The following is a 15,859-nucleotide window of genomic DNA, read 5'->3' on the forward strand; positions in this document are numbered from 1 at the left end:
ATTCGAATATACTATTTATTGCCGATATAGTGGCACTGGGAATTGGTGGTAGCAAAACATATAATTGTATCTTGGTGCCTTATTAAAACTAACTTCTATGCCCTTTAGTTCCCTTGGTTTATCCCCTATTTTATTAAAGACACTTGCAGATCAGAGTTTCACAGACCCAACACCAATCCAGGAACTTGTCATACCTGCCATTTTAAGTAAAAAAGACGTTTTAGCTATTGCTAAAACAGGCTCAGGGAAAACCGCTAGTTATGTTTTACCGCTATTAATGAATTTAGAAGGATCAATTGGGTTGAAAAATCGCCATGCGAATGTGCTGGTTTTAGTTCCCACCCGTGAGCTGGCTGAACAGGTCAAAGATGTTTTTAAAACTTTTAGTGAGCCACTAGCTCAATCTGTTAAAATAATAGCTGTGTATGGTGGTGTGTCCATCAATCCACAAATGATGGCTTTACAAGGCATAAATATATTAGTTGCTACACCCGGGAGGTTATTGGAATTAGTCAGTTTAAATTCTGTACACTTATCGGGTATTGAAACACTCGTATTAGATGAGGCAGATAAAATGCTTAACTTGGGGTTCAAAGATGAGCTCAACAAAATCATAGCACTTTTGCCTGAGAGACGTCAAAATATATTATTATCGGCAACACTGACTGATGATCTTGAACAAATTCATCAGGTCTTGCTTCATGAGCCTCTGGTGATTAAGATAGCAGTTGAAGAGGCTTCATTAGATCTGATCAGACAGGTCGCTTATGTTGTTTCAGCAGAAAAAAAAGGACCTTTTTTGCGTTACTTGATCAATCATCACGAAATGAAACAAGTACTGGTTTTTGCTTCTTCCGTACAGCAGGTAGACGCTGTTGTTAACAAACTCCGTAAAAATAAGATTGACGCAAAAGCTATTCACAGTAAAAAAAGTCAGGGAGCCAGAACTGAAGCTTTAGCGCATTTTAAATCAGGGAAGTTAAGGGTGTTAGTGTCTACAGATTTAATGGCAAGGGGAATCGATATTAACTTTCTTCCTTTCGTAATTAACTATGAATTGCCACGATCACCAAAAGATTACATTCACCGAATTGGTAGAACCGGTCGTGCAGATGTCTTTGGCGATGCCATTTCGTTGGTCAGCGAGAGTGAGCTACATCATTTTGAGGTTATTCAAAAAAAGATGGGAAGGCAGGTCAGTTTGATTACCAAAAACCTCGATGAGATCTAAGGTTTTTGCGTTTAGTGCAGGAACCTAATCTACAACTAAGCTACATCGAACTGCAGCCCGCTGAGGTACCTATAAAGCCCTTGCTCGTTAGCGATGAGCTCTTGGTGCGTACCCGATTCAACGATCTGACCCTTTTCCAACACCAAAATCCTATCTGCCTCCCGGATGGTGGAAAGCCGGTGCGCAATGATGATAGAGGTACGGCCCTTCATTAGCTCTTCCAGGGCTTCCTGCACCAGGCGTTCCGATTCGGAATCCAGCGAGGAGGTAGCCTCGTCCAGTATCAATATCGAAGGGTTCTTCAACAATGCACGGGCGATGGCAATCCGCTGGCGTTGCCCACCAGAAAGCTTGACACCGCGTTCACCAACTACCGTCTCATATCCTTCGGGAAAAGAAATGATGAACTGATGGGCATTCGCGCGTTGCGCAGCTAACACAACCTCTTCCCTACTGGCGCTCAATTTTCCGTAGGCAATGTTTTCTAATATCGTACCACCAAACAGCAGGACATCCTGGGGAACAATAGCTACCTGGTTTCTAATATCAGTCAGTGAATATTGACTTGCTAGCTTGCCGTCAAAAAGTATTTCTCCGCTCTGCGGACTATAGAACTGTAATATCAATGCGGCAGTGGTGGATTTTCCAGATCCGCTCGGACCAACAATGGCCACCCGCTGACCTGCGCTAGCCTCAAATGAGACCTCCCTCAATACCTCAACCTCGGCACGCGAAGGGTAGGAAAAACTGACATGGCTGAAGGAGAGGTTACCTCTAATCTTTTGCTCAATAGGATCCGCCATTTCACTAGTTGACACATTTTCTCCCTTTTCAGCAAGGATCTCCAACACCCGTTCACTTGCGCCAACCGTTTTCTGCACATTAGCAAATAGCTCAGGAAAACTGCCCAAAGAGCTACCCAAGAACATGGAGTAGAGTGAAAATTTTAAGAGTTCGCCGAAGGTAATCTCACCGTGGCTGACCAGCACGCAACCGTATCCAATCACCCCCAATATCCCACCAAAAATGCACAGTACAATGAATGAGGAAAACATTCCTCTGAATTTTGCTCCCCTGATGGCGATCGCTGCCACCTCGCCAATGGCTCCACCATAACGCTTGACCTCGAATGGTTCATTGACAAATGCCTTTACGCTGGCGATCCCCATCAGGGTCTCTTCGACCATCGTATTGGACTCTGCGAGCTTGTCTTGTGCCTCCCGAGAGATCTTGCGGATGAACCTGCCAAAAAAGACTGCCGACACGATCAGTATCGGCAACACCGCTAACAGTGCAAATATGAGCTTTTTAGAAATAATGGCCATGAATACAATACCGCCCACCAGCAGCACGGCCTGTCTGATCATCTCTGCGATGGTAGTCGTGAGCGTATCTTGAACCTGTGAAAGGTCAGCAGATATCCTGCTGTTGAGCTCTCCCACCCTTCGACCCGCGAAGAAGTTCATAGGCAGGGTGATCAGCTTGAGATAGGTGTCCCGCCTAATGTCAGCCAGCGCCCTTTCTCCCACGGTAACAAACCATAGAATACGAAAAAAAGAAATAAGCGCCTGCAGCCCCAGTACCACAAAGGCAAGCACCAATATCCCGGGGATCGTAGCAGGCAGCCAGTCATCGGTTCGCTTACCCTGGGCAGTATCGATCAGCGCACCCACGAAGGATGGAAAAGCAAGACCGACCAGGCTAGTGAGGAACAGGCAGACCAGCGCAGCAATGAATTTTCCACGGTAGGGCTTCAGATAGCTGAGCAATCTGGACACATGGCCCAGTGTTTCCCTATTTAGTTTTGCCTTTGGCAACTCTATACCGCGTTCATTACCGCTGTTTAATCTTTCTCTGGCCATAAATATTAGTATCGATTTGTGGTAGAAGAATCCTTCCAAAGGTAGCTTCTAATATTGGGGATAATGGTTCTTCACCGCAAAAGTAATGATAACATTTAGCTATGTTAGTTTGTTATTCCATATGAGTACAACCATGTGCAAAATAACATGACTGAAGAAAATCACATATCTACCCTATTTCTTGATATCGGCGGCGTTTTGCTTACTGACGGATGGAACCGGAACTCAAGACAGGCTGCAACCAAACTGTTTCATCTCAATCATCAAGATATGGATGAAAGGCACCACCTAAATTTCGAAACCTATGAATTGGGGAAAATGACGCTCGATACTTACTTAGATCGCGTAATATTTTATAAACCGCGAAATTTCTCTAAAGATGAATTTAAAACATTTATGTACGAGCAATCCCAATCTCACCCTGAAATGATAAAACTTTTTATTCATTTGAAAATGAAATATAGTCTAAAAGTTGCCGTGGTTAGCAATGAAGGCCGGGAACTCAATAATTATAGGATAAAGAAATTTAAACTTAACAGCTTTATCGACTTTTTTATTTCTTCCTCTTTTGTAAAATTAAGAAAGCCAGACGCCGATATTTTTAGCCTTGCATTGGATATCGCACAGGTGAATGCAAGTGAAATTCTTTACATAGATAATCAGCCTATGTTTGTTGGAATTGCTGAAGGTTTTGGAATAAAGGGAATCAGCCATAGTGATTACGATACTACGGTTGCCAAATTAAAGGAATTCGGTTTAGCTTGACAAATCACAATATTAAATAAAATACAATGGAACCAATATTAATCAATCCTGAGGTCGAAACATTATCGCCAGAATTATTACATAAGATGGATGCCTATTGGCGAGCAGCGAACTACCTTTCTGTCGGTCAGATTTATCTGTATGATAATCCGCTTTTGCGTGAGCCTTTAAAACTCCTCCATGTTAAACCTCTGGTGGTTGGACACTGGGGTACAACACCCGGGCAAAATTTTATATATGTGCATTTGAACCGCATCATTAAGAAATATGATCTGGATATGTTCTATGTTGCAGGTCCTGGTCACGGGGGTCCTGCAATAGTTGGAAATGTTTATTTGGAAGGTACCTGGAGTGAGGTTTATCCAGATTTCACGCAAGATGAAGCTGGGATGAAAAAACTGTTCACTAAATTCTCGTTCCCCGGTGGTATTTCCAGTCATGTAGCACCTACTACCCCAGGCTCAATCCATGAAGGTGGTGAGCTGGGTTATTCGCTTAGTCATGCCTTTGGTGCCGCTTTTGATAATCCAGACCTCATTGTAGCCTGTGTAATTGGTGATGGGGAAGCCGAAACTGGGCCACTGGCAACCGCCTGGCATTCAAATAAGTTTTTAAACCCAATTACTGATGGAGTAGTTTTACCCATACTACACTTAAACGGATACAAAATAAGCAACCCCACTATTCTTGCAAGAATTGAACATGAGGAATTAGAAAAGTTTCTAGAGGGTTGTGGTTGGACGCCATATTTTGTTGAGGGAGACGATCCTGAAACGATGCACCAACTAATGGCTGGAATATTTGATAAGGCTATCAACGATATCAAGAAATATCAGCAAAATGCGAGAGACAATAACGATAATACTCGTCCTCGTTGGCCAGTGATTGTTTTGAGATCACCAAAAGGATGGACTGGACCCAAAGAAGTTGATGGATTACCTAATGAAGGAACATTCCGCTCTCACCAGGTACCGATTTTGGTAGACGCAAAACATCCGGAACATCTAGACCAATTGGAAAGCTGGATGAAAAGCTACAGACCAGAAGAATTGTTCAATGAAAATGGTGCATTGAGATCGGAACTTGCAGAATTGGCTCCGATAGGCAACAGGCGCATGGGCGCTAACCCGCATACCAACGGTGGATTACTGTTACGCGATCTTCAAATGCCCGATTTTAGGCGGCATGCCCTGGATATCACCTCAGCAGGTGCAGTGCAGGCTGGAGACACCACCGTTTTAGGAAATTTTTTAAAAGATATTATCGATCTTAACCAGGAGAATTTCCGTGTATTTGGACCAGACGAAACGCTTTCCAACTTATTGGGAGCCATTTTTAAAGCAAGTAATCGCCAATGGGATGCCAAAACAGCAGAGAACGATGAATATTTGGCACCATCAGGAAGGATAATGGATGCTCAGCTTAGCGAGCATCAGTGTCAAGGATGGTTAGAAGGTTACCTGCTGACAGGGAGACACGGGGTTTTCAATAGTTATGAAGCTTTTATTAGGATCGTGGATTCCATGTTTAGTCAGCACGCCAAGTGGTTAAAAGTGACTAAGGAATTGCCATGGAGGCGTAGCATAGCCTCATTAAATTACTTACTGTCCTCTCATGTTTGGCAACAGGACCATAATGGTTTCACTCACCAGGATCCCGGTTTTATCGACCATGTAATCAATAAGAAAGCAGATATAGTACGCGTTTACTTACCACCTGATGCCAATTGTCTGCTTTCAGTTTTTGACCATTGTTTGCGAAGCAGGAATTATGTAAACGTTGTTGTCGCAGGAAAACATGCATTGCCTCAGTGGTTAACTATTGACGCGGCTGTGATTCATTGCACCGAAGGTATTGGCATTTGGCAATGGGCTAGTAATGATCAGGAATCAGAACCAGATGTAGTGATGGCCAGTTGCGGCGACACGCCAACACTAGAGGTATTAGCAGCCGTATCCATTCTGCGAGAACATTTACCAGATTTAAGGGTAAGGGTGGTTAATGTTGTCGATCTGATGAAATTGCAATCTGCAAGTGAACATCCGCACGGCTTGAGTGATCAGGATTATGATTCGCTATTTACAAAAGATAAACATATTGTTTTTGCGTTTCATGGATATCCCTGGTTGGTGCATCGCCTAACTTATCGTCGCAAGAATCGCAATTTGCACGTTAGAGGGTACAAAGAGGAAGGCACCATCACCACCCCCTTTGATATGCGGGTGCAAAATGAACTAGACCGATTTAATTTAGTGCAGGATGTTGTTGACCGTGTCGCCAACCTGGGCGCTAAGGGGGACTATCTTAAACAGATGATGAAGGATAAATTGATCCAGCATAAGCACTTCATAAATAAACATGGAGAGGATATGCCTGAAATATTAAATTGGAAATGGAACAATGTTAATGATATCTGAACAGCTGATTAGAACTGCAAAATCCCTTATGGATGGTCATAAGGGATTGTTAGCCATGGACGAAAGTTTTGGCACCTGCAATAAACGTTTTGCGGCATTAGGTATACCGCAAACTGTAGAAATGCGACGAAAGTATCGGGAACTACTCGTTACCACTCCTCAGCTTAACGAAGGGATCAGCGGAGCAATCTTGTTCGACGAAACCATCAGACAGCAAACAGCAGATGGCACCCCATTTATAAAAGTGCTAACTGATGCAGGCATTATTCCTGGGATAAAAGTTGACCTTGGTGCTAAACAGCTGGCAGGCTTTCCAGAAGAAAAGGTAACAGAAGGCTTGGACGGTTTACGCAGCAGATTGGTCGAATATAGTGAGATGGGTGCGCGTTTTGCAAAGTGGCGGGCAGTAATTACTATTGGAGATCGTATTCCAAGTGAAGGCTGTATAGAAGCCAATGCGCATTCCTTAGCCCGCTATGCTGCAATGTGCCAAGAAGTAGGGCTCGTGCCCATTGTAGAACCTGAAGTTTTGATGAACGGCGGGCACTCCCTGCTACGCTGTATGACTGTAACAAGTCGATTGCTTCAGGTCGTGTTTGAACAACTTTATAAGCAACGTGTTTCACTGGAAGGGATCCTTTTGAAACCGAATATGATACTACCGGGACTAGAAGCTATGTTCAACGACCCGGTTGCTGTTGTAGCCGAAGCCACTGTTAAATGTCTTTTAGATGTTGTACCAGATACAGTTGCAGGAATTGCATTTCTATCAGGTGGGCAACCGGCTGAACTTGCATCGGCCAGATTGAATGCGATGAATAGAGATTACGGATCAGATCTGCCATGGAACCTTAGTTTTTCCTTTGGAAGGGCATTGCAACAGCCGGCTTTAGAAATATGGGATGGGAAAGATTTGAACATAGTCGCGGCCCAGCAAGCATTATTGCACCGCGTTAAATGTAACAGCCTGGCATCTGCGGGACTTATCTGAGGTAATTACCCCATCTTCCATTTCAATAATCCGATGTGTTTTGTTGGCAAAATCATTATCGTGTGTAACAATCAATAACGATTGTTGATATTCTGTCGCTAATCTTGCGAAGATATCAAAGACGACCTCAGCGTTTTTCCGATCAAGATTTCCTGTAGGTTCATCTCCCATGATGATTAAAGGATCATTAATAAGCGCACGGGCAATTGCAACCCGCTGCTTCTCTCCGCCCGACAATTGGTTAGGCTTCTTTAACGCTTCGTCAGCAATACCGAGGATCTTTAGCTTTTCATAAGCTTTGCTTTCAATCTCCTGCAGAGAGATTTTGCCCAACTTTTCGCAAGGCAGCATTACATTTCTAAGAACAGAAAATTCATTCAAAAGATAATGAAACTGAAATACAAAACCTATCTTTTCATTCCTCACCAACGCAAGTTCCGTCTCTTTTTTATTCCTCATGCTTATACCATCTATTAGCAGATCTCCCTGAAAATCTGTGTCCATAGTAGAAAGGATATAAAGCAGCGTGGATTTACCACATCCGGATTTTCCGATAATAGATGCAAATTCGCCCCTCTCTAAATGAAAGCTGATACCTTTCAACACCTTTATGTCAATCGGATCGTGAAAGTATTTGTTAATGTTTACCGCTTCTAAAATTTTATCTTTCATTGCTACTTTCCTCTTATGATTTCGACCGGATCTACCTTACTGGCCTTTCGTGCCGGAAATGATCCTGCTAAATAGGTCGTAACTACAGAAAAAACACCCCCGATGAGATAGAAAAACGGATCGTAATGTATGGGATAGGTTTTTACCGTTGGTAATGAAGCAGTTTCAAAGGGCATTTGGTCAATAAGTTCTGATAACCCAAAACCGAAAATAAGTCCGGTAATTCCTCCAAATACACCAATGGACAATGATATAGCCAAAAATATAAGCTTCACATCTTTGCCAGAAAAACCCGTAGCTTTTAGTATGGCGATAGAATCCATTTTTTCATAAATCATCATATTCAGAATATTATATATTCCAAATCCGGCAACCACCAATAAGGTAATACCGACCGCATAAGAAATGATTGTCCTCACAAAACTACCAGTTTCAAACTGCGAGTTTGCGGTTTGGATATCTAGTGCATCTAAGTCATAACGATTTTCGAACTCCTTTGCCAAGAATGGCGCTTGCTTCATATCATGGAGCTTCAATTGTATATCGGTGATGTAGTTACTTGGTTCGCCAAGTAACTTTTGAGCCGTTGCTACTGAGACGTAGCTTTGCAGTTTATCTATTTGTGAGATTCCAGATTGGAAAAAGCCAACTACCTTGAGTCGTAAGCGATCGCCCCTGACTGTGGTAACCTCTACCGCATCTCCCCGGGCAATCAACATGGTTTCTGCCGCACCTTTTCCAAGTATGATACTATTTGGAATGATGTTAAGGTCCATATAGTTTCCTTCAGTTACATAATCGGCAAATGAAAACAACTTGTTCTCATCTGCTGGCGAAATACCATTAATTTCTCCTGTTAAATGGACTGTACCCACGTTGTAGAAAACCTGTACAAACACTTTAGGTGCAACGCCATGCACTCTTTTATCATGATGTAACGCTTCAATAATAGCAATGCTGTTATGGATCTGTGGCAATGACTTACTAGGCCTAATTGAACTGATAAAATGATAACTATTCTGGTACTTCAGAGATCGCTGAACCGGTTGCCGAAGCGCTGGTTTGATTTCATTATACAAAAGTACATGTGGTGTTCTATTCAACATTAGCCCATCCAGCAGATCGTTTAGGCCAGACATAAAACTGAGCAAAGCAATAAACATGGTAATACTGAAGGTAACCCCAATAGCCGCTACCAAAGTCTGCGACCAGCGCGCCCTTAGTAGCGAAAAAGCGATATCCAATATTAATTTTAGATTCATTGGATAGGATTTACAAGCTCATCAGTTGCTGAAATACCATTGAGTACCTCTACCATTTTATAATCTTTTAACCCTATTTTAATTTTAGTCACTTTACCGTTGCTAAGGAGCACCGTTGAATCATTTAAAAGATAGCTAATCGGGATCAACATTGCTTTTGGCTTGGTTTGGATAATAATATTCGCCTCAAAACTTATAAACGGATACAACGCTTTTGGCGGATCTATAAAAGCAGCTGACACTAGAAAGGTTTTAGAAGATTCGTTCATCATAGGTGAGATTGTCGTAACGTTTGCCTCAAATACTTTCCCAGGATAGCTGTCAAGCGTTACTAAAACCAGTTGCCCCTTCACGACCTTGAAAATATCTCTCTCGTCAACCTGCATTTCAATTACGAACTTTCTGTTGCTTCCTAGCAACGCCAATGGCATCTGTGGGTTAACTGACTCTCCTGCTTTTTTGTAGAGTTGATATAAAACACCACTTATTTCACTTTTCAGTGTAAAATCACTTGCTAATTTCTTTGAAATCTGCAGGTTCTTTTTCGATTGAAGTGCTGCAAAATCAAGTTGTCTTCTCAGTTCGTCGAACTTCGACATAGCTGTCTGATAGGCAACTTTAGAGGCTTCATAATCCAATCCTCTTTGCTCCAGTTCAACCTTGGTACCACCGCCACTTTCCCAGACGTTCTGTTGCCTCTTTAATAATAGCGAATCATTTTTCATTTTGCGCAACTGCATTGTGATCAGACTTCTTGCATCCGTAAGTTTACCCTGATTATTGGATAATGCGGCATATTGTTCAGCAAGCTTCGCATTCTCGGTATTTAGCAACTGTAGATCGTTCATAATGGATAATATTGGAGTGCCTATTTCCACATTTGCTCCCTCCTTTAAGTATATATCTTTGATGGCACCGTTCGCGCTAGAAAAGGCCTGGTATTGCGCCTCACTTTTTAACACACCGGAGGCATATACGGATTCGGTTATTGCTGATAGAACAGGTTTTATGGTATTTTGCTTTTTCTTGCAGCCCAGAAAAAAGACAAGAAGAAATAGGAGATTAGATTTGCTCATATCGCGATTAGTTTAATATAAAGATCCATCTCAACCAGGCTTGCCACAAGCAACGTTAATATAAATTTCATGGATGTCATCATTATGGGGTAACTTAAAAATTTACAATTGCAAATTATTGCCTTATGAAAAATCAAGCTTAATGTTTTGTCTTTCTGGTAATCTCCAAAATCACATTATCCAGCTCATTTGCCGAGTTCTGCAAATGTTCCAGCAGTTGCACACTTTCTTGTACATCCAACTCGCAGTTGGTCAGCAATCCAACCAAGCCAAGAATTCTTGCCAAAGGGGCTCTAACAACGTGCGACTGGAGCCAGGAGATTTCTCGTAGCTTCTCATTTTGTTCCTCAATAGCTTTGATGTAAGCCAATCTTTCGGTGATATCATTGGCCATGATGACTTTTGCAAGCCTACCTTTAAAGCTTATGGGATTGCTTTGTATATCTACTTCTATCAATTTACCTACTTTTGTTCGGTGGGAAAAAACCCCTTGCTTCATAAAGTTTTTTTTTCCTCGATTCATTTCTAAAACTTCATCCAGAACTTTCACACTGCCTTCATGGCGAATATCTTTGATGGTCATGCTTAAAAATTCCTCACGTGTATAACCATAATGTTCAATTGCGGCATTATTAACGTCTAGAAATGCGAGCGTTTCCTGGTCGTATACCCATATCGGTGTAGGGCTATATTGAAATAGTTCGCTATATCTTTTCTCTGAATCTATTAAAAGATTTTCACTTAGTCTACGCTCTGTAACATCTTTAAAATACACAGAAAGACCGTTATCCGATGGGTAAGCACTAATTTCATACCATCTATGCAAGGGTTCGTAAAAGTCTTCAAAGTGAACCGGTTGATGGGTAGCAATTGCCAGGTGATAATTTTTGAAAGATTCAGAGTCAATTGCATCATAAAATATATCCCAAAGATTTCGACCGATCACCTCTGCCTTTGACCGTTGAAGTACAATTTCGGCCATCTTATTCCAATAAGTAACAATCCAATTTCGATCAACAGCAAAAAAAGCATCCCCAATACTTTCCAAAATAATCTTTTTTTCTTTTAACGCTTCCTTGGCAAGAATTTCTGCATTTTTTCTAACGTCAATATCTTGAAAACTTCCACTAATACGCGTACATTGCTTAGCAACGAATTCAGGCTCTCCAACTATCCTTACCCATTTAAGATTACCTTTTGCCGTTGTTATCTGCATTTCAACATCAAATGATAAACATTTCTTGATGGAAAGCTGGATGTGTTTGACTATGGCATTTTGGGCTTGTCTACCATTAAAAAAAAGTAGGCTATTTTTAAAGTTCGGTTGATAGGAAGCATCAACTTCATAAATATTTTTAGTCATATTAGACCAAAAAACCGTATTATTTACAAGGTCAAGGTCCCAGCCGCCAATACCAGCTAAATTAGTAGCTTTATGCAGTAAATTCTCTAGTTCTTTTTTATCAGTAATGTCTTTAGCTACAGTAAAGATAAGTCCATCTTCTGTTGCTGGAGTAGAGGTCCAGGCAAGCCATTTTATTTTTCCGGTTTTGGTAATGCATCTATTTTCAAAATAATAGGTAGAGGTTCCTTTATTAGAAATTTCCAATTGCGTCATTACCTTTACCTGATCATCGGGATGAATAATTTTTTTGAAAGGTCTAGCCAAAAGCTCTTCTTCTGTATATTCCAATAACTGGCACATCGCTGGATTAATTTTCTTAAAATAGCCATCTGAACCGATGGTACAAATGACATCAGGTGCCAGCTCGAAGATTTGTTTCAACTCATGTTGGATCTTCATGCGCTCCGTAACATCCCTTTCTACAGAAATCCAATGTGTAAACCAACCAGTTTCATCTGCTACTGGAGTAATGGTCAATTGTATACAAAATTCCTCACCGTTCTTTTTATAATTAATAACCGTGATGTCGCAGGTTTCCCATTTATCCATTGCCACCCTCATTCTGCGCAGTTCCGCTCTGTCAGTTTTAGGTCCCTGTAAAATCCTGGGAGTCTTGCCTACAATCTCTTCAGCAGTATAACCCGTCATTCTAGTAAAAGCCTCGTTAACATAAATGATTTTTGGTCCTGGATGGTCAAAAGGTTCTGCTTCTGTAATCAATATCGCATCAGTTGTATTGTTGATTACAGATTCCAGCAACTTTAACCGTTGCTCTTCTTTCTTTTCCCTACCAATAACTAACCCCTCAGTATCAATGTATTCCTTTTTCATGATTTATCACTTACGTATTGAAACCCAAAAGGTATCCTAACCTGAAGTTAGTTTATGATTAGAGTATATTCAAAGTTATTATAATATTCCATATTGTTACTATACCTCACTGAAGAGCCAGATACTAGGTGAAAGTAATCTACAATTAGCACATTGAGAGATTTGTTGATCTCTTCCTCACCAACAATCATTATTGATACCCCCTCGCCTGCAGTTGAAACAATTCTGCGTACCTCCCTTTACTAGCCAGCAGTTCTTTATGCGTTCCCATTTCCAAGATTTCCCCATTTTGCAAGACCAATATCCGATCCGCAAGTCTGGCTGTCGAAAAGCGGTGAGATATCAGTACCGCCGATTTCCCTTTAGCCAACTCGGCAAAGCGTTGAAATACTTCAAATTCCGCACTCGCATCAAGAGCCGCGGTAGGTTCATCTAAGATCAGCAACTGCGCATCTTTCATATAAGCCCTGGCAAGAGCTACCTTCTGCCATTCTCCACCAGACAATTCCACCCCATTATTAAAACGCCTGCCCAGCCACTGTTCATAATGACCTGGTAATTTCTTCGCCACCGAATCAGCCAAACTTTCCTTAGCCGCCCTTTTGATCAAGTGTTCGTTATCGATCTCAATGATATTCCCAACGGCGATATTCTGTGACAGGGTCATTTGATAACGCAGATAATCCTGAAATATAATTCCCAAATTAAACCTAAGATCTTCAATCGCATATTGTTTTAAGTCATGGCCATCCAGCAGAATCCGACCTTCAGTAGGATCATATAGGCGAGCTAAGAGCTTTACTAATGTGGTCTTCCCTGCGCCGTTTTCTCCAACTAAGGCGAGCTTCTCTCCCGGATGCAGGTTGAAGCTAAGATGGCGGTTTGCCCATAGCTCAGAATTATGGTACTTAAATCCTACATCTTCAAAAACGAAACCCTGTTTAATGGGGCTAGGAAATGGTAAAGGTTTTCCGGTAATACTGATCCTCGGCTTAATCTCGAAAAACTCAAGGAAGTCATTCAGGTAGATCGCACCCTGCGACACTATGGTGAACCTGTTTAGCATCGCCTCCATAAGGTTGCTCAACTGCCGGAAGGAGCCTGCCAGAAACGTAAGTGTTCCAATTGTGATAATGCCAGTTATAGTTTGATTAATGATCAGTCCGTACGCCCCATAATAGCCTATCGTTCCAACTACCGAGAATAGCACGCCCCAAAGGGAACGCTTTACAGCCAATTTGCTATTGTCTTTATAGAACTTACCTGAGATAGATTTGAATCTGGTAATGATGAAGTCAGACAAACCAAATATCTTTACTTCTTTAGCTGTCTCGTCACTGGCACCTAGGAATCGTACATAATCCAACTCACGACGCTGAGGTGTTTGACTCCTTGTGAGCGCATAGTTTTGACCGTTGAAATGTGATTCGCCAAGAAACGATGGAAGAATAGCAACGATCAGTAATACGATCAACCAGGGATTGAAAGCGATTATTCCTGCAAGTAAAAAGAGCATGGATACTAAATCTTGAATCTGTGTCATTACCTGGGTCAATAGGGCACTACGGCCAACCGTTTGCTGTCTGGCCCGCTCCATTTTATCATAAAATATAGAATCTTCAAATTGTTCCAGATCAAGCTTTGCAGCATGATTCATGATTCTTATAGAAGTATGGTTAGAAAAGAGGTCGCCTAATAAACTATCCGTAAGGATGATGCTTCGGTTCAAGGCGTCTGTAACCATCGCTAGCAGAAATTCAATGAACACTAGCTCCCACAATTCCTGCTGGCTCCCACCCTGCTGATTCAATTTGACTACTTCATCGATAATCAGCTTTCCTACATATAGTAAAGCTATCGGCATAGCTGAGCGAACAATACGCAGGCAAAAGCTTAAAACTGTTTTAGAAGGACTACTGGCCCACACCAGCCTGAATAAGGCGGGTAGATTCTTTAGAGCAGAGAAACGGTCAGAAAAGGAGATGTCTGCGATTTCATTAATACGTTTGGCCATTGGCTGTGGAGATCATGATTTTTAAGGTTAGCTAAAGTAACAACCTCAATTCAATATTGCGCAGGATAATTAATTGGGCAATAACTGATTTATATGTTAACGTTTTGTAGAGGTGCGGAAACTCGACGGCTTAATAAATTGAACCCAAGGGCGGAGAGCATTAAAAGAAGTGCAATTCCTCCCCACAGCCAGTTGTACCCCAAGTGTTTAGCGATAGCAAAGCCAGTAAACGGGCCGACTACCTGAGCGAAGGACCAGCTCAAAGTATACGCTGCGGCATACAATCCCCTATTGTGCTCATTGCTTCGACTGATCACTACAGCGTTTATAAAAGGGAGGACGAACATCTCCCCTATGGTGAAAATCAAAACTGTCAGTACTGCCATAGCCACATGAAACATAAATGGAACGCTCAAAATAAGATAGGAAATCGCAAAGAATATAGACCCGATGGATATGAAAAATATTGGTGACCGCTTCTTTTCGATTTTATCAATAAGAATCATTTCAAATAATGCGATTACAGCGCCATTTAAGCCCATAATTATTCCGATAGCAAATTCATCAATGTGCCATTTTTCTTTAAAGAAAACCGGAACTACTCTAAACATTAGAAAAGCGCAGGTGATGAATACAGTCGTGAGCAGAATGAACTTCACGTAAAAGGTATCCTGCCAAGGCTTTATGATCACCATATTACTGCGGTTTTCTTTGGCCTTTTTCATAAAGCCGCTAACCATCGGCAGAAGGAAAAAGATGGAAAGACCGACAAGAATACCTACCGTACCTTCTACAATAAACAGGAGCTTATAGTTTATGGATGCAACAATTCCTGCCATGCTTATGCCAACCGACCAGCCGATGTTAGTGGCAAGCCTGTTTAAAGAATAAGATCTCGTAGTGGTTCCCTCCTTTGCATAGCTAGCTACTGCGGTAAAATTAGCAGGTCTAAAGGCTTCAGAAAAAAAGCTGATGACAACTGTTAGTATGCAAAGCGTTGAAAAGTGAGTGATGGTAGAGAAGAGCATGAAAAGTAAGCCACCAATGATTGACGATAAGATTTGCACTGGTCGAAAACCAATCATGTCGGTTAATTTACCTCCCATTGCAGAGCCCATTATTGAACCGATACCAAACAGCATAATAATCAAGCCTGCATCAATTTCTGATCGATGTAAACTCTGTGTAACATAAAGCCCCATAAACGGTACGGCCATGTTACCAAACCTGTTGAACATCATCACTGTGCTTAATAGCCAGGTTTCGCGACTTAAGCCGCTAAAAGATCTTTTGTAGGTATCAACAATAGTCTTATTCATTAATTTGCTTTGTT

11 protein-coding genes are annotated in these 15,859 nt (G+C 41.6%); 4 read left to right on the top strand and 7 right to left on the bottom strand.

Annotated features, from left to right (window positions below; genetic code table 11):
- Positions 1–97 precede the first annotated feature (97 nt).
- Entirely contained in the window at positions 98–1,231 is a 1,134-nt protein-coding gene (locus ACHFIZ_RS13205; RefSeq protein ID WP_410886596.1) for a DEAD/DEAH box helicase, read from the top strand.
- Positions 1,232–1,266: 35 nt separating this feature from the next.
- On the opposite strand, the gene ACHFIZ_RS13210 is transcribed toward ACHFIZ_RS13205, so the two are convergent.
- On the bottom strand, positions 1,267–3,093 hold the full coding sequence (locus ACHFIZ_RS13210) for an ABC transporter ATP-binding protein (protein ID WP_410886598.1): 1,827 nt from the start codon (positions 3,091–3,093) through the stop codon (positions 1,267–1,269).
- Positions 3,094–3,240: 147 nt separating this feature from the next.
- Here ACHFIZ_RS13210 and ACHFIZ_RS13215 point away from each other — a divergent pair, with 147 nt between their 5' ends.
- The 3 genes from ACHFIZ_RS13215 to ACHFIZ_RS13225 are packed head-to-tail and all read left to right on the top strand — an operon-like array spanning position 3,241 to position 7,266.
- Complete coding sequence (locus tag ACHFIZ_RS13215) at positions 3,241–3,858, top strand: HAD family hydrolase (RefSeq protein ID WP_410886600.1); 618 nt, start codon at positions 3,241–3,243, stop codon at positions 3,856–3,858.
- Between the two features lie 26 nt (positions 3,859–3,884).
- Entirely contained in the window at positions 3,885–6,275 is a 2,391-nt protein-coding gene (locus ACHFIZ_RS13220; RefSeq protein WP_410886602.1) for a phosphoketolase, read from the top strand.
- The gene (locus ACHFIZ_RS13225) at positions 6,265–7,266 is read left to right on the top strand and encodes a class I fructose-bisphosphate aldolase (RefSeq protein ID WP_410886604.1); all 1,002 of its coding nucleotides are present in this window, start codon (positions 6,265–6,267) and stop codon (positions 7,264–7,266) included. The genes ACHFIZ_RS13220 and ACHFIZ_RS13225 overlap by 11 nt, the downstream gene beginning before the upstream one ends.
- Here ACHFIZ_RS13225 and ACHFIZ_RS13230 read toward each other — a convergent pair.
- The 6 genes from ACHFIZ_RS13230 to ACHFIZ_RS13255 all read right to left on the bottom strand — a co-directional run bounded on the left by ACHFIZ_RS13230 (position 7,216) and on the right by ACHFIZ_RS13255 (position 15,845).
- Positions 7,216–7,938: an ABC transporter ATP-binding protein gene (locus tag ACHFIZ_RS13230; protein ID WP_410886606.1), complete on the bottom strand. Its 723-nt coding sequence runs from the start codon at positions 7,936–7,938 to the stop codon at positions 7,216–7,218. The genes ACHFIZ_RS13225 and ACHFIZ_RS13230 overlap by 51 nt on opposite strands.
- 2 nt (positions 7,939–7,940) lie before the next feature.
- Complete coding sequence (locus ACHFIZ_RS13235) at positions 7,941–9,200, bottom strand: ABC transporter permease (protein ID WP_410886608.1); 1,260 nt, start codon at positions 9,198–9,200, stop codon at positions 7,941–7,943.
- A complete protein-coding gene (locus ACHFIZ_RS13240; RefSeq protein WP_410886610.1) occupies positions 9,197–10,276 on the bottom strand; it encodes an efflux RND transporter periplasmic adaptor subunit in 1,080 nt (359 codons plus the stop codon). Before ACHFIZ_RS13240 ends, ACHFIZ_RS13235 begins: the two co-directional genes overlap by 4 nt.
- Positions 10,277–10,415: 139 nt before the next feature.
- Positions 10,416–12,512: a PAS domain S-box protein gene (locus ACHFIZ_RS13245; RefSeq protein WP_410886612.1), complete on the bottom strand. Its 2,097-nt coding sequence runs from the start codon at positions 12,510–12,512 to the stop codon at positions 10,416–10,418.
- A 190-nt stretch (positions 12,513–12,702) separates the two neighbouring features.
- Complete coding sequence (locus ACHFIZ_RS13250) at positions 12,703–14,526, bottom strand: ABC transporter ATP-binding protein (protein WP_410886614.1); 1,824 nt, start codon at positions 14,524–14,526, stop codon at positions 12,703–12,705.
- An 89-nt stretch (positions 14,527–14,615) separates the two neighbouring features.
- The gene (locus tag ACHFIZ_RS13255; protein WP_410886616.1) at positions 14,616–15,845 is read right to left on the bottom strand and encodes an MFS transporter; all 1,230 of its coding nucleotides are present in this window, start codon (positions 15,843–15,845) and stop codon (positions 14,616–14,618) included.
- Positions 15,846–15,859 lie beyond the last annotated feature (14 nt).

Source organism: Pedobacter sp. JCM 36344, assembly GCF_046546555.1.
Taxonomy (GTDB): domain Bacteria; phylum Bacteroidota; class Bacteroidia; order Sphingobacteriales; family Sphingobacteriaceae; genus Pedobacter.